This window comes from Chitinophaga sp. ARDCPP14 (assembly GCF_051362515.1).
Classification (GTDB): domain Bacteria; phylum Bacteroidota; class Bacteroidia; order Chitinophagales; family Chitinophagaceae; genus Chitinophaga.
In genome coordinates this window covers 476,807-501,475 of sequence record NZ_JBKIXB010000004.1, presented here as the reverse complement: position 1 = coordinate 501,475, position 24,669 = coordinate 476,807, and the positions used below count along the sequence as shown (strand labels likewise).

The 24,669-nt window shown below is 47.1% G+C and carries 20 protein-coding genes and 1 tRNA gene; 11 read left to right on the top strand and 10 right to left on the bottom strand.

The features are described 5' to 3' along the window. Positions 1-2 precede the first annotated feature (2 nt). Positions 3-1,103 (bottom strand): fatty acid desaturase family protein, encoded by a 1,101-nt coding sequence (locus ACLHR0_RS14530; protein ID WP_436487478.1) that lies wholly within the window; start codon positions 1,101-1,103, stop codon positions 3-5. A gap of 186 nt (positions 1,104-1,289) precedes the next feature. Between ACLHR0_RS14530 and ACLHR0_RS14525 the strand changes: the two genes are divergently transcribed. Both ACLHR0_RS14525 and ACLHR0_RS14520 read left to right on the top strand, forming a co-directional pair. Then, entirely contained in the window at positions 1,290-2,087 is a 798-nt protein-coding gene (locus ACLHR0_RS14525; protein WP_429051100.1) for a TerC family protein, read from the top strand. Positions 2,088-2,139: 52 nt separating this feature from the next. Beyond that, complete coding sequence (locus ACLHR0_RS14520) at positions 2,140-2,532, top strand: acyl-CoA thioesterase (RefSeq protein WP_370912218.1); 393 nt, start codon at positions 2,140-2,142, stop codon at positions 2,530-2,532. Between the two features lie 2 nt (positions 2,533-2,534). On the opposite strand, the gene ACLHR0_RS14515 is transcribed toward ACLHR0_RS14520, so the two are convergent. The 3 genes from ACLHR0_RS14515 to ACLHR0_RS14505 are packed head-to-tail and all read right to left on the bottom strand — an operon-like array spanning position 2,535 to position 4,438. Further along, positions 2,535-2,930 (bottom strand): DUF1634 domain-containing protein, encoded by a 396-nt coding sequence (locus ACLHR0_RS14515; RefSeq protein WP_436487476.1) that lies wholly within the window; start codon positions 2,928-2,930, stop codon positions 2,535-2,537. 10 nt (positions 2,931-2,940) lie between these two features. Next, a complete protein-coding gene (locus tag ACLHR0_RS14510) occupies positions 2,941-3,774 on the bottom strand; it encodes a sulfite exporter TauE/SafE family protein (RefSeq protein WP_429051098.1) in 834 nt (277 codons plus the stop codon). Positions 3,775-3,784: 10 nt separating this feature from the next. Beyond that, positions 3,785-4,438: a FadR/GntR family transcriptional regulator gene (locus ACLHR0_RS14505; protein WP_370912220.1), complete on the bottom strand. Its 654-nt coding sequence runs from the start codon at positions 4,436-4,438 to the stop codon at positions 3,785-3,787. Between the two features lie 242 nt (positions 4,439-4,680). On the opposite strand from ACLHR0_RS14505, the gene ACLHR0_RS14500 reads away from it, so the two are divergent. From ACLHR0_RS14500 to ACLHR0_RS14480, 5 genes are all read left to right on the top strand, one after another. Continuing rightward, positions 4,681-6,324 (top strand): FAD-dependent oxidoreductase, encoded by a 1,644-nt coding sequence (locus tag ACLHR0_RS14500; RefSeq protein WP_436487473.1) that lies wholly within the window; start codon positions 4,681-4,683, stop codon positions 6,322-6,324. A gap of 94 nt (positions 6,325-6,418) precedes the next feature. Continuing rightward, positions 6,419-6,895 (top strand): DUF4126 family protein, encoded by a 477-nt coding sequence (locus tag ACLHR0_RS14495; RefSeq protein WP_436487472.1) that lies wholly within the window; start codon positions 6,419-6,421, stop codon positions 6,893-6,895. Positions 6,896-6,945: 50 nt separating this feature from the next. Further along, positions 6,946-7,019 (top strand) — tRNA-Gln (locus tag ACLHR0_RS14490). Positions 7,020-7,170: 151 nt separating this feature from the next. Beyond that, positions 7,171-7,509 (top strand): hypothetical protein, encoded by a 339-nt coding sequence (locus ACLHR0_RS14485; protein ID WP_436487470.1) that lies wholly within the window; start codon positions 7,171-7,173, stop codon positions 7,507-7,509. Between the two features lie 48 nt (positions 7,510-7,557). Next, complete coding sequence (locus ACLHR0_RS14480) at positions 7,558-7,983, top strand: immunity protein YezG family protein (RefSeq protein WP_436487468.1); 426 nt, start codon at positions 7,558-7,560, stop codon at positions 7,981-7,983. Positions 7,984-8,042: 59 nt separating this feature from the next. Here the strand turns inward: ACLHR0_RS14480 and ACLHR0_RS14475 are convergent, their stop codons facing one another. The 6 genes from ACLHR0_RS14475 to ACLHR0_RS14450 all read right to left on the bottom strand — a co-directional run bounded on the left by ACLHR0_RS14475 (position 8,043) and on the right by ACLHR0_RS14450 (position 16,504). Then, positions 8,043-9,164 (bottom strand): IPT/TIG domain-containing protein, encoded by a 1,122-nt coding sequence (locus tag ACLHR0_RS14475; protein ID WP_436487466.1) that lies wholly within the window; start codon positions 9,162-9,164, stop codon positions 8,043-8,045. Between the two features lie 10 nt (positions 9,165-9,174). Further along, the gene (locus ACLHR0_RS14470) at positions 9,175-9,906 is read right to left on the bottom strand and encodes a DUF4397 domain-containing protein (protein WP_436487464.1); all 732 of its coding nucleotides are present in this window, start codon (positions 9,904-9,906) and stop codon (positions 9,175-9,177) included. A 14-nt stretch (positions 9,907-9,920) separates the two neighbouring features. Further along, complete coding sequence (locus tag ACLHR0_RS14465) at positions 9,921-11,627, bottom strand: hypothetical protein (RefSeq protein ID WP_436487462.1); 1,707 nt, start codon at positions 11,625-11,627, stop codon at positions 9,921-9,923. A 19-nt stretch (positions 11,628-11,646) separates the two neighbouring features. Then, on the bottom strand, positions 11,647-14,805 hold the full coding sequence (locus ACLHR0_RS14460) for a TonB-dependent receptor domain-containing protein (protein WP_436487460.1): 3,159 nt from the start codon (positions 14,803-14,805) through the stop codon (positions 11,647-11,649). Between the two features lie 82 nt (positions 14,806-14,887). Further along, a complete protein-coding gene (locus ACLHR0_RS14455) occupies positions 14,888-15,904 on the bottom strand; it encodes a FecR family protein (RefSeq protein ID WP_436487458.1) in 1,017 nt (338 codons plus the stop codon). 81 nt (positions 15,905-15,985) lie between these two features. Next, on the bottom strand, positions 15,986-16,504 hold the full coding sequence (locus ACLHR0_RS14450; RefSeq protein ID WP_436487456.1) for an RNA polymerase sigma factor: 519 nt from the start codon (positions 16,502-16,504) through the stop codon (positions 15,986-15,988). 456 nt (positions 16,505-16,960) lie between these two features. Between ACLHR0_RS14450 and ACLHR0_RS14445 the strand changes: the two genes are divergently transcribed. From ACLHR0_RS14445 to ACLHR0_RS14430, 4 genes are all read left to right on the top strand, one after another. Continuing rightward, positions 16,961-19,411, top strand: a complete 2,451-nt coding sequence (locus tag ACLHR0_RS14445; protein WP_436487454.1) for a gliding motility-associated C-terminal domain-containing protein — start codon at positions 16,961-16,963, stop codon at positions 19,409-19,411. Between the two features lie 129 nt (positions 19,412-19,540). Further along, entirely contained in the window at positions 19,541-20,113 is a 573-nt protein-coding gene (locus ACLHR0_RS14440) for an RNA polymerase sigma-70 factor (RefSeq protein WP_436487452.1), read from the top strand. A gap of 62 nt (positions 20,114-20,175) precedes the next feature. Then, positions 20,176-21,153 (top strand): FecR family protein, encoded by a 978-nt coding sequence (locus ACLHR0_RS14435; RefSeq protein WP_436487451.1) that lies wholly within the window; start codon positions 20,176-20,178, stop codon positions 21,151-21,153. 163 nt (positions 21,154-21,316) lie between these two features. Beyond that, on the top strand, positions 21,317-24,658 hold the full coding sequence (locus ACLHR0_RS14430) for a SusC/RagA family TonB-linked outer membrane protein (protein WP_436487449.1): 3,342 nt from the start codon (positions 21,317-21,319) through the stop codon (positions 24,656-24,658). The last annotated feature ends 11 nt before the right edge of the window (positions 24,659-24,669 follow it).

Sequence of the window (24,669 nt, the reverse complement as noted above, 5' to 3'; positions counted from 1 at the left end):
ATTTAATGACGGCCCAGTTTTTTGAGCATGCGGGAATGTTCCCACAGGGCGCGTATAAAGGTAGGTTGAACCTGGTAAGGTATGTTAAAGGCTGCCGCCTGTTCTTTAACAATAGGCGCCAGTTTCCGGTAATGCACGTGGCAGATGCCGGAAAACAGGTGATGTTCTATCTGGTAGTTTAATCCACCGATACACCAGGATAATACACGGCTGCGCGGTGCATAGTTGGTGGTGTTTTCCATTTCATGAATGGCCCAGCTGTCTTTCATTTTCCTGTCTGCATCGGGAGCGGCATACCCGGAAGAGCTCATAACATGCGCCGGCTGGAAGATACAGGCCAGCAGTAACCCGGCGGTGAAATGCATGAGGAAGAATCCTGCCAGCACCCAATACCAGGGCATTCCGGAAAATATTAACGGCAACACCAGGATATATCCGTAGTAAAATACTTTGAATACGGAGATCCTGAACATGGCCTGTTTTAACGTAACTTTTTGTTTTGAGAGCAGACCATGACTTTTATAGCGCAGTACCTGCAGGTAATCTTTTGCTGTCATCCAGAAAAGGGTCATGAGCATGTAAAAGCCCCATGCGTACATGTGCTGGTAACGGTGATACCAGGCGCGTGGCTGATTAGGGGAGAAGCGCAGCAGTTTAATACTGTCTATATCTTCATCCAGACCGGACACATTGGTATACGTGTGGTGGAGCACGTTGTGCTGTATTTTCCAGGTAGGCGCATATCCGCCAATAATTTCCAGGATATGTCCCATCATATTGTTGATGCTCTTTTTGGGAGAGAAGGAGCCGTGATTGGCGTCATGCATAATGGATGCGCCGATGCCTGTAACACCCAGACCACTGAGCAGCCACAAACCGAGGTACAGCCATACGCTTCCTGCGCCGAGGCCCACCACCATCAATGTATAGGGTACAAAATATAAGGCGAGCATTACGATCGTTTTAATCCACATTTCCCTGTTGGCATACACAGAGATGTTGTTAGCGGAAAAATAATCCTGTACTGCAGCCTTTGCAGATTCAATAAAGCTGTTGTTACCGCGCGAAGCAAAGCGCACTATATGCCATTCCTCTTTTTTCATATTATTATTTTAATCAGAAAACGTGTTGTGATACAGAAAACGAGCAGGAGGGGAGAAGTGCTAATCAGTGTATGTACCCTGCAATTTACGACAAATGTTTTTAGCACGTGTTTAGCAGATTTCATCACTATCAAAAAAGGAAGTATATTCGGGTTTGCACATACATAATCTATATAACTGTCAATTATGGAACACCTGCTTACCGTTGACTCGCTCGTCAGCCTGTTAACGTTAACCGCCCTGGAAATAGTGTTGGGGATCGATAACATTGTGTTTATTTCTATCCTGGCGGGGAAACTGCCGGAAAATAAACAAAAGAAGGCCCGTCGCCTCGGGCTGGGACTTGCCATGTTTGTACGTATTTTATTGCTGCTGTCGATCAGCTGGATTATGTCGCTGACAAAACCGCTTTTTAATATCGGCGACTGGATTGGTGTGCAGAATACGGAGTGGCTTGGAAAGCTGGCCATTTCAGGTCGTGACCTTATTTTACTGGTAGGAGGTTTATTCCTTATTTATAAAAGTACTGCGGAGATCCATGAGAAACTGGAAGGAGATGAACACGGCGTCGCCAACGCCAAACCTATGAGGTTTGGACAGGTGATTGTGCAGATCCTGTTACTGGATATTGTGTTTTCACTGGATTCCGTGATTACAGCGGTGGGAATGGCAGATCATGTTGAGATCATGATTGCTGCGGTAGTGGTATCAGTAGGCGTCATGCTGCTGGCATCAGAATCTATCAGCCGTTTTGTGAACACGCATCCTACGGTGAAAATGCTGGCATTGTCGTTCCTGTTGCTCATAGGCGTTTCGCTTTTAGCGGAAAGCTTCGATCAGCATATTCCGAAAGGGTATATTTATTTTGCGATGGCATTCTCTGTATTTATCGAGGTGCTGAACCTGAAGGTAAAATCGCGTTCCGAGAAACCGGTGAAGCTGCATAATGAGGCTGAAATGCCTCCGAAGGGGGAAATAAAATAACGTCATCATCTTCCAAAAAAATAAGAGAGAAGGATATAAAATTATACAGGTCATGAATTTTTATACACGGAAATGGGTAAAGCCGGAGGATCTGAATGCGCACGGCACTTTATTTGGCGGCAGTTTGCTGCGTTGGATTGATGAAGAAGCAGCTATATATTCTATCATCCAGTTAGGCACCAACCGATGTGTAACCAAGTACATGTCTGAAATTAATTTTATCAATTCTGCCCGTCAGGGTGATATTGTAGAATTGGGTATTAAGGCCACGCATTTTGGCAGAACATCCCTTACACTTACCTGCCAGGTGCGGAATAAGATTACACAAAAAACTATTCTTACGGTGGATAAAATGGTATTTGTAAGTGTGGATGAACTGGGAAAACCGGTTCCCCATGGCAGAACAGCCATTACGTATACCGATGAACGGTTGAGAGAAGAATAGTATTATATTTTCAGTCCGCCGAACATACTGAACAAAATAATCCCCAGCACTAACGTAGTAATAAACACATATAGCCTGTCTTTTTCCACGGCAAACGCTATCAGTGAAAAAAAGATGCGGAGGATAGGTGTGGCCAAAAGCACCAGTACACCCAGTTGTATAAACTCGATGGCGCTGCCCGTAGCTACGCCGTGAAAAATTCCCCGGAAAGAAGTGTATTCCGCGTCTTCTCCCTTAAAGTGCGAATAGTCCGGTACGCTGGCAGCGCCCTGTTGCACGAGGTAAAAGATGCCTCCCAGCAATGCAATGCAGCTGGCGGTAATTACCCCGGTTCTCAGTTGTTTACCGATGAGTAATTCGATATCGCGGTCGCCGAGCATTTTCTTAAATATATTCATAACATCCTCATTAAAACTGGTGATTTAATCCGTTATAGATCATTTCCAGCGCAACAAATGTGATGGCTGCGCAGAAGATGATGCGTAGCGTGCGTGCGTTGATGAAGGTAAGCAAACGGGCGCCGGTAAAGGCTCCGCCCAATACGCCCAGTACCACCGGGAAGGCCATACCGGGATCGATATAGCCCCGTTGAAGGTATACCACCGCACTGGCTGCGGCGGTAACGCCGATCATAAAATTGCTGGTAGTGGTACTTACTTTGAAAGGAATGCGCATGGTGCTATCCATGGCCAGTACTTTTAATGCACCTGATCCGATGCCCAGCAGGCCTGATAACACACCTGCTATCAGCATGATGCTGAAGCCACCGGCTACATTTTTAAGTTTGTAACTCACTTCCCCGGTGGGTGTTGGATAGCTGCTGTTTAGTTTTAAGAGATAAGATAATTTACTGCCCGTTTGCTCCGCATGTTCATGCTTTTTCCGGATGGTCATAGCGGCGGAAAATATCAGCACTACCCCAAGCAAGATGGCAATAGTATTTACGGGAGTGAATATTGCCAGCAGCGCACCTCCCACCGCGCCCGCGGTGGTGGCTATTTCCAGGAACATGCCCAGGCGTATATTGGTAATGCCTTCTTTTATATACGCCGTGGCGGCGCCGGAAGAATTGGCAATAGAAGCCAGCAGGGCTGCACCGATGGCATACCGGATATCTACATGAAATACGAGTGTGAGTAATGGAATCAATATCACGCCGCCGCCCAAGCCGGTGAGGGAGCCTAAAAGCCCGGCCACATAGGCGCCCGCCAGGAGTATTAAGCTAAAGATCAGGATATTCATCTGTTGATATTTAATAATTATTGTCCAGTATGTCTTCCATTACCTGCCGGGATAATTTGGCGTTGCCACTTTTAATGGCTTTGTATAATTGTTCATGCAGGTGGTGGCTGATGGCAAAGTGACTGATACTTTGCGTATCGCGTTTAGTGAAAAAGTCGCGGATTACAGCAGTGAAGCTGCGAAAGAGATCGGCCAGCACATTATTACCTGAAGCGTTTGCTATAGCGGTGTGAAAGGCGATGTCGGCATCCAGGCATTCCTGGTATGCTTGTTCCAGGATGGCCTTTTTGCGTTGTTCCAGTAATGATTTCAGCTGGTGGAGATCTTCTTTGGTATGGTTTTCTGCGGCCAGTTTCACAATTTCATAGTCGAGCATGCGCCTTACCTGGTTAATTTCTTCGAAGTCGGCCCGCCTGAGCCGCTGGTCCAGCGATTCCGCCTGCACGGTTTCATTGACGAAAGTACCCGCGCCCTGCTGTACCCGCAGGATGCCCATCATGGCGAGTGTTTTAATGGCTTCACGAACGGTAGAGCGGCCTACGGCGTATTGTACCATCAGCTCGGGTTCTGCAGGTATTTTCTGGCCGGGTTTATATTTCCCCTGGGAGATATCTTTCTGGATGGCGTTGATCACGCGGTCTGACAATTTGGATGGTTGCTCCATAAATTTTCATTTACCCTACAAAGGTATGATGTTTAGTTAAACATCTGATGTTTTATTTTTTAATCATGATAATTTAGCCGGTTGCAGGGTACCGTGTGAAATTGTAAATTTAGTTTTGCCGTTTACTTTCCACGCGAGCTGGATTCCACGTGAAGAATTATAATACAGTGGTTATTTGTTGCCATTCCGCGTTTAGTATCAGGAAAGAAAAGTTATCCCGCATATCTTAAAAAATTTATGACATGAGAAAAATAGTCCTGTTAGCAACGATCCTGGTGATCCCTTATTTATTTTCCCGGGCAGGAGCGCCGGTGGATAAGGCAGACGTAATTATTTATGGCGGCACTTCGGCCGCGATTGTGGCTGCGGTGCAGGCGCATAAGATGGGTAAAACGGTGATCGTAGTATCGCCGGATAAACATGTCGGCGGTCTTTCGGCCGGCGGACTTGGTTTTACCGATACCGGCAATAAATCAGTCATCGGGGGGCTGGCCCGCGACTTTTACCACCGCATCTGGCTGCACTACCAGCAACTTGCCGCCTGGAACTGGCAACAGCAGGCGGAGTATGGCAATAAAGGCCAGGGCACGCCGGCAATGGATGGTACGGAGCGCACCATGTGGATCTTTGAACCGCATGTAGCAGAACAGGTATTTGAAGATTATATCCGGGAGAATAATATTAAGATTTACCGCGACGAATGGCTGGATCGCCAGCAGGGCGTAAAAAAGGAAGGAGGAAAGATAACGGCAATTACTACCCTGAGCGGGCATACCTATAGCGGTAAAGTATTTATTGATGCCACCTATGAAGGCGACCTGATGGCGGCTGCCGGCGTAAGCTACACGGTAGGACGCGAAGCAGTAGCCACTTATGGCGAAAGCTGGAACGGCGTGCAAACCGGTGTGTTACATCATGGGCATCATTTCAAGCAAAACATTAGTCCGTACCGCATTCCCGGTGATGCGAAAAGTGGATTACTGCCCCGTGTTTCCGGCGAAGACCCCGGTGAAAAAGGAGCGGCAGATAAAAAGATCCAGGCATATTGTTTCCGTATGTGCCTGACCGATAAGCCTGCCAACCGCATTCCTTTTCCAAAGCCGGAGGGATATGATGCCACGCAGTATGAATTACTCATCCGTGTGCTGGACAGCGGTTGGAACGAAGTATTCAATAAGTTTGATCCCATCCCCAACCATAAAACAGATGTGAACAATCACGGTCCCTTTAGTTTTGATAACATTGGCATGAACTACGATTATCCTGAAGCTACGTATGAACGCCGGAAGGAGATTATCCATGAGCATGAAGTGTATCAGCAGGGCTTATTATATTTCCTTGCACACGATGCCCGTGTGCCGGCCGCTATTCAGCAACGCATGCAAACATGGGGATTGTCGGCCGATGAATTCCGCGACAACAAGAACTGGCCGCACCAGCTGTATGTGCGCGAGGCAAGGCGAATGAAAGGCGTGCATGTGATGACGCAGCAATCGGTACTTGGCGAAAGTCCTGTGCCGCAATCGATCGGGATGGGTTCCTATACCCTGGATGCGCATAATGCGCAACGTTATGTGAAAAAAGACGGGTATGTGCAGAATGAAGGCGACATCGGTGTGGATATTAAGGAGCCTTACCAGGTATCTTACGGGTCCATACTTCCGCAGCGGGAAGAGTGCAGTAACCTGCTGGTGCCGGTATGCATGTCGGCGTCACATATTGCCTATGGCTCTATCCGGATGGAGCCGGTGTTTATGATCCTGGGTCAGAGTGCTGCCACGGCAGCAGTACTGGCCATTAACGGGAACAAGGCGGTACAGGAAGTGGATTATGCGCAGTTGAAGGCACAACTGGAGAAAGACCATCAGCGCTTATCAGCGCGATAGCTTACTATTTCAATGGCCATCCATGCCGCAGCGGGCAGAAGCAAAGCGGCATGGATGGCACAATGATTGCGGCTGCTGCGGTATGAAAAAAGCTATGATACCTACTATTTGCCGGGCTATTGGCCTGGGTATTGTTACCGGAATGCGCGGCGCGATGGGCCCCGCTTTTGCCAGTTATTTTGTTAGCCGGCAACCTTCGGAAAAGCTGCGTAAGTCGCCTTTGGGGTTTATGCAAAAAAACGTGACTTCCCGCTATTTACAAACCATGGCCGCCGGGGAACTGGTGATAGATAAAGCACCGGGTACACCAAATCGTATAGCCGCTACCGGTATTACGGGCAGGGCGCTTTCCGGTGCATTGGCAGGAGCTACGATCTACCAGGCAAAAGGTGAGAAAGCCTGGAAAGGGGCGCTGATTGGCGGCGTGGCAGCAGTAGCCGCAGCATATGCATTTTTCTATTTACGCAAGGCTACCGGCAGGAAACTACACGTAAGGGATGCAGCGGTAGGCGGATTGGAAGACGCTGTGGCAGTGGGTATCGCGGCATTGTCTATCAGGAGGAAAAGATAAATACTTGTTTTCATAGAGAAAAAAACTACATTTGCATCCCCATTGAACAATGCCTAATAGTATAATGGTAGTACGACAGATTTTGGTTCTGTTTGTCTAGGTTCGAATCCTGGTTGGGCAACCAAATTAGAGAGAATGGAATTATTTCCATTCTCTCTTTTGTTTTTAGGCTCCAACAATAATTATTCCAGCGTCAAGAATATACCCGATTAAATTGTTAACTTTCTAAATGGATGAAGAATATCCAAAAGAAGTCAATAATTAAAATGCTTATCATGACAGCAGACGAAATTTATTTAAAAATCGGCCAGGAAATCTCTAATGTTATTGAAAGCGGGAATTGGACTAACGCCAGGTTGGAAATTGAGATTGTTGGTAATGGTGTTGTTGGTTATACCGGAGATTATTTTGCAAACAATGAGCAAAAGGATATGTCGGTAGAAAACATTGATGATGATATTACAGATTGGTTAAACGAACTACATAAAGTTACTACAGAAGGTGGCAATAACAAATGGAACAAAGCAATTTTTACATTGACCCCTGATGGCCAATTTGATATGGAATTCATTTGGGACCAGGAGCTGCATGATCAGGTTGAAAAGTTAAGTTAGTACCCGCATAACTAAAGAAATCAATATTTTTCAGCAAACAAACAAGTTATGGAACAGACGAACCAACTAATCAGGGAAATCATTCAGGGGGCTTGCGACAATATACCTTCAACTACCTGGGATAGTCTTTCAATTACAATAAAGGCATTAAACAAAATGATAGAAATCGGAGCCTTTTGCGAAGAAGGCGGCAAAATGCTTTCATTTGATCCTGAAGAAAATGGTAATGATATTACTATGAAGATAAAATCCCTACGCGAACAAATGTACCGGCTCTCTCCTGGTAATGGCGCCTGGTATTCCGCTTATTTTACGGTGGACAATACCGGGAAGTTCCAAACTGAATTTGATTATGACAATAAACCTGAATTTGAATATACGCCGTCTAATGAAAAATTTATCGATGATCTGAAAACCTTTCCGCGTAATGAAGCTTTAATCCCACAATGGTTGCACGATCTTGTAGGTTCTTAGTAAGATCGTTGCATGTAACATAAAAAAGGCGCCTTAGAAAGGCGCCATCGCTGTTTTAATTACCAGTTGCCGATCGGAAAAGTCATAGGTCCATCTATTTCGTATATTATACTGTTGCCGCATTGATGCTTCCTGATGATACGCCGCTGCGGGCCATATTCGGAGATGGATTGGTCTGCAGCAGTGTTGATGGTGGAAAGCACATACCGCTGGCCACTTACTTCCCTGATCACAATAAACGCATGCCAGTCGGGAAAGCCATCGAAGTATTCGTACACATAGTTTGTATATTCCGACGGATAGAGCTTGTCCGGCTCCGGCTCAGTAGTTTGTTTCAATACGCCGTTCAGCAAGGCGTTGAAATTAAGACCCGCATTAGGCGCATCGCTGTGCTGGTAAATACCTATTGCATTCATTGCAATGTTATCAGGCAGGAACATGATGCAGGGGATCTGGCCGGTGAGGTATTGACGCAGTGTATCGTTCAGGCTTTTGTTAGCAGGTGTAAGCGACATGTAATCCATCACTGCGCCGGTAAGATCCATTCCCGGATCCTTTTGCAGGTATTCAAGAATGCTGTTAGCAACGATGTTCGCCGGCCTTACTGCTACGGTCAGATCGTCTTGCTTGTACTTTGGGCCGTTGTAGGTTTGCCAGCTCAGTACTGCACGTATGCCTGTTCCGGCAGGAGTGATGATGCGGGCGGTATCAGGCTTTACAGTGACAATGTTAACGGGCACGCCGTCGAGCCATATTTTCAGTATCGAGGGGTCGTTACCGAGGTTTTCGCCGGTGAGGAGGATCGTATCGCCGGCATAGGCATAGCGTGGGTTGGCAGCCTTTATTTTCGGAGAGCCGATCACTTTTACTTCAGGCCACAGCGTGGTTTGCGGACCTATGTGCACAACGATATTGCCGGTGAATACTTTTTCAGGTACCAGCAATTGTAATTTAGTATCAGATTGACTGATAATGCGTGCGGGGCGGTCACCGATGAAAGCTTCCGTGGAATAGTCGGGAAGTTGAAGGTTTTTGCCGGAGAGTTCCAGCGTGTCGCCCGATTGCACAGTTTCGCGGCTTATTGCCGTGATCTCCGGGGTTGGCAGTGCAGGGACCTCATCTTTGTCCTGCCGGCAGGATGCCAGTATTCCAAGTATTATAACGGTATAGACTATACGCATTTTTAAATGTTTAAAAGTTGATAATTGCAGACATATTGATGGTGGTGTTGGGATCTTCTCCTTGCTGCTGTATGTATCCACGGAAGATGAAGGTATAGGAACGTCCTGCATACGTGGCAAACGCCTTTCTGAGCAGGTGTGGTTCATCTTTCGCTGCACCTGTTTTTTTTACCCGGAAAGACGGATTTTCTGCCGGAGTTATTTCTATAAAGGGGGTGATGGTTTTATAGGTCAGGCTATCCATCCCGGGCACTTTTACCGTATCAATGAAAAAATCCAGCGGTCCGGCGTCGGGTGAGAGATGCACGAACCTGATGCGGGCTTTGTGTTCCGGGCGATCTGCCATATTTTCTTCAGACATCAGCACCTGGTAATAGCCTAAACTATCTGCCAGGTAAAAAGTATACCAGGTATCCTTTGTGAGGGTAGTGTATTTTTCTGCAATCTTTACCTTGCCACTGGTATCAGTAAAGCCGATACGATGTTTGCCCGGAGCCACCCAGTTGTAACTGGCTTTGTTAAACATGCCCATTCCGGAACCATCGATATCGTTGTAGGCCCTGGCAGTTATAAAGGCGGTATCTACAAACACCTGGCTTAGTTTACTGATAAATGCCGTGCTGCCATTATAAATCATCAGGTGGGTAATGTCAGGTGATGGGGGTGCTTCTGTTGACTTATTGCAAGCCGTTATCCAGCAAAAAGTTACCGGCAGTAATAATCTGAAAAAGATATTTCGCATAGTTAAATGATTTATTACCTGGTGATGGAGATGGTGGACAAATGTATCTGGTCAAAAAAATCGTATCGGGTATAGCCCACATATAGTTTCCCGAACTGGTCGAACAGGATGCGGCTCACCGCACCTACGATAGCTGTTTGGCCCGGCTGTGGCTTTGTGGCATCGGAAGCTCCTTTATAACCGGCTATTTTGTACACCATTTCTTTATTCACATCTATTTTATAAATACCACGGGGTTCTTCCACATAGATCTGCTCATCGTACCCGATAAGAATATTGCCGTCGAAGTCTGCATCAAAAGAAGTAATGGTGCGCATATCTACTTCTTTAAAGGTGCCTGAGTAAAGGAAGTTATCGGGTGCGTTGACAGGCTTTCCAATGATGGTAGTCACTTCCTTTGTGAGTGGATTGTATTCCCGTACGCATTCTTTCATTTCAGCGCTGCCTGCTCCTTGCGCGAGATATATTTTGCCGTTTCCTCCCAGCACAATACCTCTGGGGGAGCAGATCCTGGCTTTTGAACCAAATCCGTCCACTGTATTACTGCCGGAGTTCACGATAGCGCCGGCTTTCATGGTTTCCGGGTGGGTTCCATCGTTGTTATAGAACACGTAATCCGCCAGGTCGTCTATTGCGCCGGCTTCTGTGGTCACCATGCCATCGGCAGATATTTTGCGGAGCACGGCTCCTCCTCCTGTTAGTCCGCCATCCAGGAAGTAGAGGTTACCTGCTTTATCCAGTTCCATACCTCTTACAGCACCTATCATGGCCTTATCAGCAGGTCCGTCCATGATCACCTCGTAGACCATACCGTTATCTATGCAATATTTGTCGTTACGTCCCACCAGCGTTTTCACTTCATTGGTGCGGGGATTGATCTTCAGTATGCGATGAAAACGAAATTCGAATTCTATTACCTCTGTGGTGCCTGGGAGTGTTATACGGCTTAATGGTGCATTGGTTACTGCAAGATAGATGGTGCCATCTTCAGCAATCCTCATAGCATCGATGCTGTTCAGTTTCAGATCACTCAACTGCGTCGCAAATTCGTTGTTACCTCCGCCACCGAGGGTTACGATCTGGTTGTTTGCAAACTTCCTGATGATCATGTTACGTCTGTTATATCCATGCTCGGGATTAAAATCGTAGGCGCCGTTATCAATGAAATAAATGGCTCCCTCCTTATCCATGCCTATATCGTGCACGGCCCCAACGGTGGCGGTGCCCACCGGTCCGTCTATAGGTTCACGCTCGGCGCTGGGTGTCATGAGCAAGGGGGTTACGGTTACGTCGCCTGGATACAGGATATCCGGTTTCTTTACGGTGAATTTGAAAGGTGCGCTCCTGATACCGTTTACTATAATGTAGATACTGGTTTCGCCGATCTGTGAGGAGTCAGGGACTAACATTCTGAAGGTATCGGCTACGATCGTTTCTTTATCGTCTGTGTATTTGGATATGGGCACCTCCAGCTTTGTTTGTCCGTGCGTGAGCACGGTTGCTTCGGCATTGCCTATAAAAATCTTCAGATCGGCATCCGGCTTACCGAGCTTTACGTACAATGTGAGTGGCTCTCCGCGCATGGCGATACCGGGCGTGTTCGTGGCTGCCATAACAATGCCTGATTCCCTCTCCCGTGAGTTCAGCTCTTCATCGAATGCTTTTTTGCAGGAAAAGCATACCGGTAGTAATAGTAGCAGGAAGTATTTTATCTCATTCATATGTATTGATTGATCCGGGTTAGTAAATAAAATTGAGGGCAAGTGAGTAATAAGGCCGTGGGCTGAAAAGCTGGTATGGCCTGTCTTTTGTCCAGTTATTACGGTCTTTCACTACCCCATCGTATTTATAGTTGCGGTTAAAGTCGAGGAATAATTCCCGTTTTTGATCCAGCAGATTTTGTACGCCGGCTTTGAGATGCATATGTTTGTTCAGGCGCTGGCTCCAGGTAAAATCCAGCAGGTGTTGCCCACGTTGCATTACATCCGGTATACCCCGAATTTGTTCGTCGGGCCGGTGGTTGTTAGTGCCCAGGAGCAGGATCATTGGGCCGGTAATGTTATAGCTGAGGGATATTTTGGTGCCGATGGCCGGATCTTCATAATTGAGCGAGGAGTTGAGGATATAAGGCGCCTGTCCTTGCAGTGGGCGTTTACGGCCTACCTGGTTACCATCTGAACCTTGCGGCTGCATATCTACACGGCTATGTATCCACGCCCCGTTTATCATAAAGGAAAGATTGCGGAACAAGGCGCCCGGTATAAAGCTGAGACTTTTACGCATTTCTGCTTCTATTCCATATACTTTTGTTGGGCCAGAGTTGATAAAGCCTATCTCGTTGATGAACGATGCGTAGTAGTTTTCCCTGATCAGGATTTGTTCGATAGGTTTATCCAGTGTTTTATAAAAGAAGCCAAGGTTAAACATTTCATTTTTCAGCATGCTTTCGGGATACCATTCCAGTCGTATATCATAGTTGTCAATATTCACGGTCTGCAGCGTTGGGTTACCTACATACATCAGGTAGTTTTCTATATCTGCATAAGGGAATGGGGCTACTTCACGGAATTCGGGCCTGTTAAGGGTTTTGCCGTATCCCGCCCGAACAATGATACGTTCTGCGGGCTTCCAGTTAAGGTTTATGGAGGGAAGGGCATGTGTGCGGGAATTTTTTACCACTAAAGGATAATTGGCCTGGCCGGCTGTTAGTGCGCCAATAATCCGGAGACGATTATTTTCCACCCGCAGGCCGCCGAAGATGGAAAGATTGGAATGGGGGATGCGGATGTCTGTAGCCAGGAAGTAGGAGAGATTACGGTTATCTGCAAAGTAGCTGTCGTATGGGCTGGTTTCTTCAAACCAGGTATGACCGGTATTGTCTGTCCGGAAATTGTCCGGCGACATATAATGATCCAGCATTTCTTCAGTGAGCTGATAGCCGATATGGCCGTTTTCAAAATCACCATTATATGCGGCGCCCTGGTTAAGGCCGAACTGGCGTAAGTTCACGCGTCTTTCCTTCTGCTCGAAAAAGAATCCCGCTTTTGCAGACCACCAGGGTAACAACCAATGCTCGGCCTCTGCATTGGCCTGTGCGGTATTTTCGTTGATGCGGGTGTAAATGCGGCGTATGCCGAAAGTTTGCGCCGCACTGCCTATCAACCAGGGATCGCCGGCGATATGTTCAGGGTAAGTACTGTCCTGGCTGTTCCGGCGGTACCATATTTCGCGGGTATCAGGATCGTTCCTGCGCACAAGAGTATAACCTGTATTGGCGAAAAGATGGGTGTTTCCTTTGTTCTTCAGGTTCCAGTAGGCGCTGAGTTGTGCGGTGTAGAGGAAGGTGCTTTGAAATATCAGCTGGTTGTCTTTACTCTGACCGCTATAATCACTTTCTCTTGACAGGATATACGACATCATTTGTTTGTTGCCCAGCTGATTCACAAATTGCTTTAATTCCAGGTGTGCGCTGTCGCCAACGGGCAGGGTGTTTTGCTGGATGAGGGTGATACGTGCGGATTGCGTGCCGCTGCGGATCACGCCTTCCGAGCCATTGGCATTACGGCTGTCGTACACTGGTATGGTATTATTTTGCGTGGTGTTGGTATAAGCAATGGAGGTGAGGTTGTTAATATACTTGTGGCCTATTTTCCAGGCATCGTAGTAATTCGCCAGTATCCGTTTATCGAGATCGGTTTTCACCTTGAAGGACTTGAAATTATTGGGAAAGGCTTTCCAGTAGCGGGCGTTATCTTTCGGGGCGCCGGTATTGAACGTTACTAAATCCGGTAAGCCTGCGGGCAATGCGCGTGTACCGTCGTCGAATCCAAGCGCGTCGTAACGGCCACCTGCGTAGGTAGACATATTGCTGAAGCTGGAGCCGGGGCGGTATTGAGCAGAGAGTTGCAGATCGAATTGACGTGTGAGCTGGCTTTTCTTGGTGTATATTTTTACGACGCCTCCTGCAAAATCGCCGGGAAGATCCGGTGCGGGTGATTTATAAATTAAGATCCGGTCTATCATACTGCTGGCAATCTGGTCATAGGAAAATGCTTTGCTGTCCAGCTCTGTTGCAGGGGCGATGTTGTCGTTCAGAAAGGTGACATTATAACGGCGGTTAAGTCCACGTACTACAATGAACCGGTCGTTTGTGATATTCACTCCGGCTACGCGACGCACCACTTCAGCCGCATCGCGATCCATGCTGCGGGAGATCTGCTCATTGGAGATGCCGGATACCACACTGCGGGCCTGGCGTACCTCATCTATCAGCTGCGCATCGGTGGTATTGATGACCTTACGGTGTGAAATACCTTTTACCACTACTTCCTTCAGTCCGCGTTTCGGCTGTAGCTTAAAACTGGCCTGTAAGGTAGTTTTGCTCTCTACTTTTACACCGTTCAGGCTGCCGGTTTCGTACCCAACATAGCTGAACATAAGATTGTATTTACCGGGCGGAATTTTATCGATCGTATAGTATCCTTTTTCATCCGTTACAGTGGCGAAGGAAGTATTGGCCACCCTTACGGTAGCGCCGATCAAAGGCTCACTGCTTTCGAAATCCACTATGCGGCCCGTTATCCTGCCATACACCACCTGGGGTTTGAGGGATACGATGATGTTGTTGCCATCAATTGTAAACTGCATGGCGGTGTTGGCAGAAAGCCGGTCGAGGCAGGAACGGATACCTGTTCGACCGGTAACGGTGATAGGAATGGTTACGACCTTCTGTTTCACAATGGCGGGATCATAGATAAAGTGAAAACCGGTATGATCTGCAATACGGTTTAGTACAGCTTCGAGTGTTTCCTGCTGTTCCACGACAGCTTTCGCGGCAAATGAAGGTAGCAGGGATAGCAGGAGCCAGCCTAAGCAAAAGCGTAAAGTTCTCTGATGCATATTTGTTTTTTATGGGACAATAAGCGGCCAGCCGCAGTAAAGCTGCGGTAATATCAGACCTGGAAATGAATATGAATGTTTGTTATCGCCTATTAATGAGCACGGTATCTCCCTTTTGTACAAAATAAATGTTGCGGTTGGTGCTTAATAGCGCCAACACCTTTTTGAGCGGCATGCCTTTATCAAAGGTGGCAGTGAACAGTTCCTTGCGGCATATACTATCTTCAAATACAAAAGCAGCGCCATAACGGGTGGAGAGTATGGCGGTAATATCCTGCAATGACTGGCCGTAGAAATCAAGTTCACCGTTCACCCATTTGCTGTACCGGGCGGCTGATACCTTTTGTACGGCATAAGTGCGGTTAGCGGCAATTGTTAGCTGCTCATCAGGCTTTAGCAGGATGGGCTTTGGCGCAATGCCGGTATGCACGGATACTGAGCCGGTGAGCAGCGTGATACGCATGCCTGCTTGTTCCGTATATGCCTGAACGTTAAAGGAAGTACCCAGTACCCTGGTTTCCACCCCTTTGCTTTTTACAGTGAAAGGGTGGTTAGCATGATGGGTTACATTAAAGAATGCCTCGCCTTCTGCAAGCACTACCGTTCTTTGATGTTTATTGTAATCAGTTGGAACCAGCAACCGCGAATGGCTGTTGAGCACTATTGTAGTGCTATCCGCCAGCTGTATGCTGCGCACCTGGCCAATGCCGGCATCTATTGTATCATATAACGGCCTGTTTGTTTGTGCAATAAAAGTACTGCCTGCAGGACGCAGAGTATAATAAAGCGATGCGGATGCCAGCACCAGCACGCATGCTGCAGCCACTGCATTGCGTACATTGAGCCAGCGGCGTTTAGGCTGTATAGTAGTATGGATCTCATTGCTGAAGCGCTCGAAAGCCTGTTGGTAGCCTTCATCATAAATGCCTATCATCTTGTATAGATGTTCTGCTTCCCGGAATACGTGTGCCATTTCCGGATGCGTTTTAAGCCAGTTGGCCCAGTAACGCACATCCTTTTCAGGCGCACCTTTGCAATAGTTGCAGAACGAAATGTCTGATAAAAAATCTTCCGGCAGCGCGTAATATTGTTCTTCCAACGATCCAATGTTTATTGTTCCGTTAGTAGGACAAAGAAGGTGGAGAAATTTCCATGAAAGAAAAATGGAGTTAACGATTCCTTAATATGGGAGAGAGGGTTTTGCCTTCAACTGCTTACGGAGCATTGCGAGGGCTTCATATACATAATTATAGGTAGTTTTTACCGGCTGGCCGGTGATGCGGGCAATATCTTCGTAACTGTATTGACGGAAAAAACGCATCTCTATCACCTCCCTGTAACGTGGCGGGAGGCTTTGCAGGGCGCGCTGCAGGTTTTCCTGCAGCGCAGTTTCATCTGCCTTACGTATCAGTATTTCTTCATAAGAGTATTCTATACCATCCATTTCCCCGGGCTCGTAGGGAATAATTTTGTTCTGCTGCTTTAAGGCAGTCAACAGCCGGTTGCGTAATGCAACGGTGAGATAATTTTTCAGATGCAGTATTTTGGAGAGCTCATCTTTTTTTTGCCAGCAATGGAGGAACAGCTGGTGGATACAGTCACGTATCAGTTCCTTGTCATCCGTAAGATAACAGCCTGCAGCAAACAACGTGTGATAATGTGTTTGGTATAATTGTAAGATGGCATCCCTGTTATCCATTTCATGTATAAGCGATCCGGTGTACTCAAAGTTACCATATCGGCTGGCAGAGGCATTTTAAGAAATTGTTAAGCATGTTTAGAGGTCAGGAGGAGGAATGGAACCCTTACCGGTCCGGATGGTTAAATCGCCGGAGGAGCCCAGGAACGGTTAGCGGCGGTATATTATTTACAGAGGCACTTTTTTTATTCGGGAAGGTTGAGTAGCTTGAGTTAAATTTAGCCCGATAGTTTGATGCGTATATCCCTGTATTTATTTTGTATCATAGTTTTTAACCTGATATCCAATCAATTATTTAGCCAGGCCAGTTTCACTGCGCCGGATACCGTTTGTGTAAATATGCCGGTCAACATAACTAACACTTCTGTTGGAGGGAATACTTTCCTGTGGAATTTCTGTTCCGGGGGGTTATATAATCCACCCCAGGTTACAAACCTGGGAAACATTGGTGGACTAATGAATTTACCTGTTTTTTTGGTGACTGCGAAAGAGGGGGCTAATTACTATGCTTTTTACACCAATAACATTGGTAACCTGGTGAGGCTATCGTTTGGTACCAGTTTATTGAATACGCCGGTTTCACAGGATCTTGGAACTTTTGGAGGATTGCTGACCAATACTACCGAAGGATTGCAGGTGGTGAAGGATGCTACCGGCTGGCATTTGATAATAGTAGGTGGCAATGATCCCGGCACTGCAAAGATCGTAAAACTCGATCTGGGTAACTCACTGGCTAACGCAGTGATTAGCCAGACAGATTGGGGAAATATAGGTTCGCTGTATTACCCGGTTGATTTGTATATCACTCAGGAAAGTGGGAACTGGTATGGATTTACAGTAAATTATTATAACAATACGGTTACCAGGTTTGAATTTGGTAACTCGTTCAGTAATATACCGGTGGCTACCAATTTTGGTAATCTTGGGGTAATGGATCATCCTACCGGCATTTTTGCTATGAAAGAAAACGGAGAGTGGCATTTATTTGTTACCAATGAAGGATCTTCCTCCATTACCAGGCTGGATTTGGGCACCTCCCTTTCCAATACGCCCACTGGCGTAAATCTCGGTAATCCGGATAATATATTGAATAGTCCCCGCGACCTGTCCCTCATCCACGATTGTGGTAATATATTCGCACTCGCAGTAAACAGGGGAGACAACAGTATGGTAAGAATTGATTTCAAAGATGGAATCAATAGCCAGCTGCCGTTCGGGTTAACCGGAACTTCCATCGCTGCCAACGGAAATTTCAGCTTCCCCCATTCGATTTCTACTGTTTTCCGGGAAGGAAATAACCTGTATGCTTTTATTACCAATGCCTATAACAATACCTTATCCAGGCTTGTATTCAGTAATTGTAATAATTCCAGCATTCCCTCTGCCAATACAAAACAGCCTCCGGTGTTTTCTTATAACCAGCCCGGTATTTACACCATTAATCTGCTAAAGGATGAATTTACCCTAACAGAAAGCGCCTTTTGTAAAAATATAGTGGTATTGCCTGTGCCGGTAGTAGATCTGGGTGCCGACAGGGTAGTATGTGACGGCACAATGGTGGAGTTAGACGGCGGCGCCGGATTTTCTTCCTATAAATGGAATACCGGTGAAACCACCCGGAAAATTTCAGTTGACCAACCCGGTGTTTATGAAGTGGAAGTAAGTAACGGCGGATGTACCGCGAAAGACCAGGTACAAGTAGACATATATAACGTGGCTGTTAGCAGTACTATTACAGATATTGATTGTAATGAGAAGCAGGGCGCAATAAAACTGGCCGCCACCGGGGGAACAGCCCCTTATACATTTTCCATTGATGGCGCTGCACCGGGAACAGACCCTCTTTTTGATCAATTGCCACAGGGTAGTTATACTTTTAAGGTAATGGATAAAAACGGTTGTGCTACTACCAGCACCTTAGCGGTTAAAATAGCGGAAGACAGACTGCTCAAAACAACGGCTTCCTCCACACCGCCCACCTGTAATGCCACAACAGACGGCACTATTACCATAAATGTACAAAAAGGAGTACCGCCTTTTGAGTATGCTATCAAGGGGCAACCGTTCCAGTCGCAACCTGTTTTAACGGATATTGGTCCCGGTAAATACATGGTATATACCCGCAACGGGGTTTGCCTGGATAGTGCCTACCTGGAGATAGTGGCGCCCGGGGTAATAGATTTGAAGGTACTGACAGAGGATGACCTTTGCGACCGGAAAACAGGAAAGGTACTAACTGACATCAAAGGCGGCACGCCTCCGTATAGTTTGTACTGGGAGGGCATGCCAACAACGGCCCCTATTGAAAACTTAGGCGCCGGCAGTTATGATTTAAAGATCCTGGATGTTAATAAATGCAGTATGGACACCACCATCAACCTGGTGAATAATATATATCCGCGTGTGCAGATCCTTAATAGCGACATCGCCATAAATATGGGAGAAACGATTTCACTTACAGCGGTAAATGCGCCCGATTATGAATGGACGCCTGCGGAAAGTTTAAGTTGTGCTACCTGCCCCAATCCAATTGCAATGCCTTTACAGAATACCACCTACATTGTAACAACCAAAACGGGGCTGAATTGCATTAAATCAGATACGCTGCATGTTACCGTATCCAGTGTAAGGAACTTATACGTTCCCAATGCCTTTACACCTAATAATGATGGGATAAATGATGTTTTCCGGCCAAGAATAAATGGAGTAGCCAAATATCACCTGGCCGTTTATAACCGCTGGGGCGAAATGATATTTGAAACGAATAATACCAAAATGGGTTGGGATGGACGTTACAAAAATGTATTGCAGCCAATAGGTGCATATGTATATTTTATCCAGTATTCGTATTATGGTTTTGAAAACCAGATGCTCCTGCAAAAAGGCGCCTTTACGCTTTTGAAGTAGTCCTCATAATTAAAAAATGACCCTGGCCGGCGTGAAATAACCACTCATCTTTTTTGCCCGAAGTATAATAATTTAAACTCTATATTTACCCCGGGATTCCGCCTTCACCATAAAAAATTAATATCAGCCATGCCGGCCATTGAGGGGCAAACAGATGAAGAATTGTTGTTGTTGCTGCAGTCGGGTAATGAACAGGCGCTCACCCTGTTGTATAAGCGGCACTGGGAACCACTGTTCTTGTCGGCCTACCAGGTGCTGAAAGATAAAGAAGCCTGTAAAGACCTGGTACAGGAGCTATTTACAGAGCTGTGGCAAAAATCCCATCGTATCCGGTTAACCGTTTCCCTGAAAGCTTATCTTTCTGCCAGTATCCGTTACAAAGTATTCCGGTATATCCGGCAAAACCCGGTGAGAGAGGAGTTGTTTGATCATATGATGGAGCGGATGGAAGCTGCTTCGCCGGAAAGTAAGCTCGCCGTAAAAGAGCTGCAATCCCTGCTGAATACCCTGATAGACACTTTACCGGAGAAATGCCGGATCATATTCCGGATGAGCCGGGACCAACATCTTTCCCACAAAGAGATCGCCACACAGCTGAATGTTTCGGTGAAAACCGTTGAAAACCAGATCAATATTGCCATCCGTAAGCTGCGGTCCGCCCTGGGCTATGCTTTGCTGCTTCTCCTGCTTGTTAATAAATAATTTTTTTTGCCCTGCTTTGGGGGTAGGCCTTGTTTTTTGTCACTAGTGATAAAATACCCGGTATGAACAGACAGGAGTTTTTTTCATTGATAGATAAATGGATGGACGGATCGGCGAGCACGGAGGAGATGCAATCATTAATGAATTACTATCACAGCTTCAAGGCTACCACCGAATGGGATGAAGCGCAGCTTGGCGCTAAAGCCCTGCTGGAGGCAGAAATGGAGCAGCAGCTATTATTGCGCATCAGAACCTCGCAGCCGGAAACAGCGCCGGTAAAACGCATCTGGTGGGCTAAGGTGGCCGCGGCAGCAGCCGTTGTGCTGGTGCTGATAGCCACCGGCTGGTGGTATTTCCAGCGCCCCCCGGTGCAAACGTCCGCTCATTCCCAACAGCAATTAGTGGCCACTAAAGCGGGGGAGCATAAAAAGATGCTCCTGCCTGATAGTACCATTGTTTGGCTCAGCCCAGCCTCCCGGCTGGAATACTCGGATGCTTTCGGGAAAGGGAACCGGGAACTTACATTGAGCGGCGAAGCCTTTTTTGAGGTGGCTACGGATGCCGGGCAGCCTTTTATTATTCACAGCGGGCGCGTAGATACGCGGGTGCTGGGCACCTCTTTTAATATCCAGGCATTTGATGCGCAGCCGGATGTAGCGGTAACCGTATTAACCGGTAAGGTAGCTGTAGGCAACGCGGATAGCGCGGTGCATGTATCTCCCAGTCAGCGGGCGGTATTCAGCAAGGCAACGGGTAAAATCACGAAGGAAGACCAGGTAGCTACCAACGGCTTGCTGAGCAGGCGGGAAGGCATCCTGAAATATGACCGGGCGGGGCTGCGGGAAGTGGCGGCCGACCTGGGATATTACTACAACGTAAACATTGAGATCACGGGAGATATTTCCAACTGTTTTTATTTCGGGGAATTTAATACCAACGGCACTTTGGAGAAAGCGTTGCGGCAACTGTGTTTGTCGCTCAATGCCACACTGGAAAACAAAGGGACCACTTACATCATCAGGAAGGACAAGGAATGCTGAACGTTATGATATAAACCACCAACCTATGCATAAAGAAGCGCCACCTACATAAAAAGAACCTCCCTTGCGGGAGGCTGAAAGTTAAGTCTTAACGCTAGTATGCCACACTGGCCTGGTAACCGATGGCAGCTAGTTTTTACTCAACCTTAATCTACGTAAAAGTATGAAAAAATGTGTACCTGTAATAGGCATGCTAATGAAAATGTCATTGTGTATTGTAGTCGTTGTATGTAGTACCACACTAACATTGCTGGCCAAGCATACCGAAGCTCAACTGCTTGAAAAAAGAATTACGCTGAAAGTGGAAGGAGGAGCATTGCATGATGCTTTGGATGAGATAGGCGCCAGCGCCAATCTTTCTTTCAGCTATGCGGTGAATAAGGAAATTTTCAACAGCATAGTCACTATCCGGGCAAAGCACCAGAAAGTAGGCAATGTGCTGAAGGATCTCCTGGCGCCGTTTTCTTTGGAATATTTTATAGCAGATGATAAAGTGATCATCCGCCGCAGCAATGAAATGCTGGCAAACATGCTGCTGGACGCAGATGCGGGCCTGATGTATAAAGATATCCGGGGCAAGGTAGTAAATGAAAAAGACGATCCCTTACCCGGTGTATCTATCCGGGTAAAAGATGCTTCCATGGCAACCGTTACTGATGAGAAAGGAGAATACCTACTGAAGGGAATTCCTGAAAATGCCATACTCGTAGTATCTTTTATGGGATATAATACCCAGGAGATAGCCAGCGGTAAGGATACCCAGCTCCGTATCGTACTCACGGAAGACACCAAAAAGCTCGGTGAAATTGTAGTAGTAGGCTATGGCTCCCAGAAAAGGGCCAGTCTTACCAGCGCGGTATCCTCTGTAAAAGGCGCCGCAGTAGCGGAAAGGCCCGTGCCTAACGTGGTAAACGCCTTACAGGGACAAGTACCTGGTTTGTTTATACAACAAACCGATGGTATGCCCGGCACCAACAACAACAAACTGAATATCCGCGGTATCAGCACTTTATCCAGCAACCCCGTGCTGGTGCTGATTGACGGCGTGGCCGGTCAGCTGGAAACCGTAAATCCCCAGGACATCGATAACATCAGTATCCTGAAAGATGCTTCTGCCACCGCTATTTATGGTGCGCGAGCTTCCGGCGGGGTAATACTCGTTACCACCCGCAAAGGTAAACTGAACAGCAAGCCTTCGCTCGCTTACGATGCTTACGCAGGCATACAGCAACCTACCTATCTCCCAAAACTGGTAGACGCAGTATCCTTTATGCGCAAATGGAATGAATCCCAGTTGAACGATAATCCCGATGCCACCGTGCGTTTTTCCGACGCCAATATCCAGCAATACGCCAGCGGCGAATTGCCCAGCACCGACTGGATCAGTGCCATCTTCAAAGAAAACGCACTCCAGATGCAACATAACGTTGGCATCTCCGGAGGAACAAAAAATACGGATTACTTTGTATCACTTGGATACCTGAAACAGGAAGGACTGGTAGAAGGCGTCATGAACGAGCGCTTTACCTCCAGGGTAAACGTGAATACTCAGATATTGGATAACCTGAAGTTTGGGATCAATACCGTGTATATGAATGCCCCTAAAAGCTTTGCAGGCGCCGGTATTTACACTACCGCCATGCACTGGGCGTATATTTTAAACCCTACAGAATGGGCGTATACACCGCAGGGCCGCGACAGAAGCTACCGCGGTGGTTCCCAGCCGGTAGCGATTATCAATCACGGCGGATTTGAAAATTACAAAGACAATTACTTTAATACCAACCTGACCCTGGATTACGGTATTGCTAAAAACCTGTCGGTAAAAGGACAGTATTCTTACAACACCCGCGATATCAAACATAAAATTTTCAGGGCTACCTACAAGTTGTATGATGATGAGGAGAACCTCGTTACCACCCAGCAATCGCCCAATTCACTGAACGACGATTATAATACCACCATTAACCAAACCTTTATTGGCACGCTTAATTATGGATTACAGGTAAAGCAGCACGACTTTAAAGCCCTGCTGGGATACAGCCAGGAAAGCCTGAAATATGACTCCTATTCCCTGGGCCGCCAGGATTTTCTGAATAATGATATTCACGTCATCAACGGCGGCAGTATGGAAAAAGACCAGTGGACTACCGGCGGCGGTGCGTATGAGTGGGCGATCCAGTCGATGTTCGGACGGTTGTCTTACAGCTTTAAAGACCGCTACCTGCTGGAAGTAAACGGCCGGTACGACGGATCTTCCCGTTTCAAGAATAACCGCTGGGGATTCTTCCCTTCTGTTTCTGCCGGATGGAGAATTTCGGAAGAAGATTTCCTGAAAGGGTCTGATATTGTCAGCAACCTGAAGCTGCGTGGCTCTTACGGTAAAGTAGGTAACCAGAATGCAACGGGAACGGATACACGTGGTATCTATTCCTGGGCCAGCCTGATAGGTACCGGCGCTTCTTATTTCAACGATAAGGCGCAAACCACTACCTACTATAACAATACCGCTAACCCGGATCTTACCTGGGAAGAAAAAGTAACCGGCAACATCGGGGTGGATGCAGGATTCTTAGATGAGAAAATTACCCTTACCGCTGATGTTTTTAAAGAGAAGACCACCGGGATTTTATTAACGCCCAGTGTGCCGTCGACCTTTGGCCGTGATGCCCCCGTAATGAACCTGGGGCGCATGAGCAACTGGGGATGGGAAGTATCTGCCGGCTACCAGAACCGCGATAATAAGCTGAAGTATGGCGTAATGGTGAATATCTACGATTCCCGCAACAAGATCCTTGACCTGGGCGGCACACCGGATGTATTGCAGGAAAACCCTGTCATGGTGGGCCAGTCGCGGTGGACCTGGTACGGCTATAAAGCGCTTGGCCTGTATCAGTCCGACGAGGAAGTGAAAGCATCGCCTACCTATAAGCCGCAGAATAAAGCCGGCGATATCAAATACCAGGACACCAACGGCGATGGAAAAATTACCCCGGAAGACCGTGTAATACTGGGTGATGCAGACCCGCACGTGATGTTTGGCGTGAACGCCAATTTTTCCTGGAAGCAGTTTGACCTGAGCATGTTATTCCAGGGGGTGCTGAAAAACAAAACCTATCTCACCGGCTATGCCGTGAGCCCGTTCAACTACGGCGGTTCCTTTACCACCGACCTGATGGACTCCTGGACACCGGAGAATAAAGGCGCCCGCTATCCATTGATGCGTCAGGACCTGAGCGTGAACTACGATCTTTCCGACTGGTGGCTGTATGATTCAAAATATGTACGTTTAAAGAACCTGCAACTGGGATATAATGTGCCCACGCATATTTTGCAGCGTGCGAAGATTGGCCAGCTCCGTTTTTATTTCATGATGGAAAATGCGCTGACGCTGAAGTCGAAACGTTTCCCGAAAAACTTTGACCCGGAAATCGACAACTGGCAGTCGGGTGTAAACTTCCCGCAAATGAAGACATACACCTTTGGTTTGAACCTGAAATTCTGATGACGCTATCA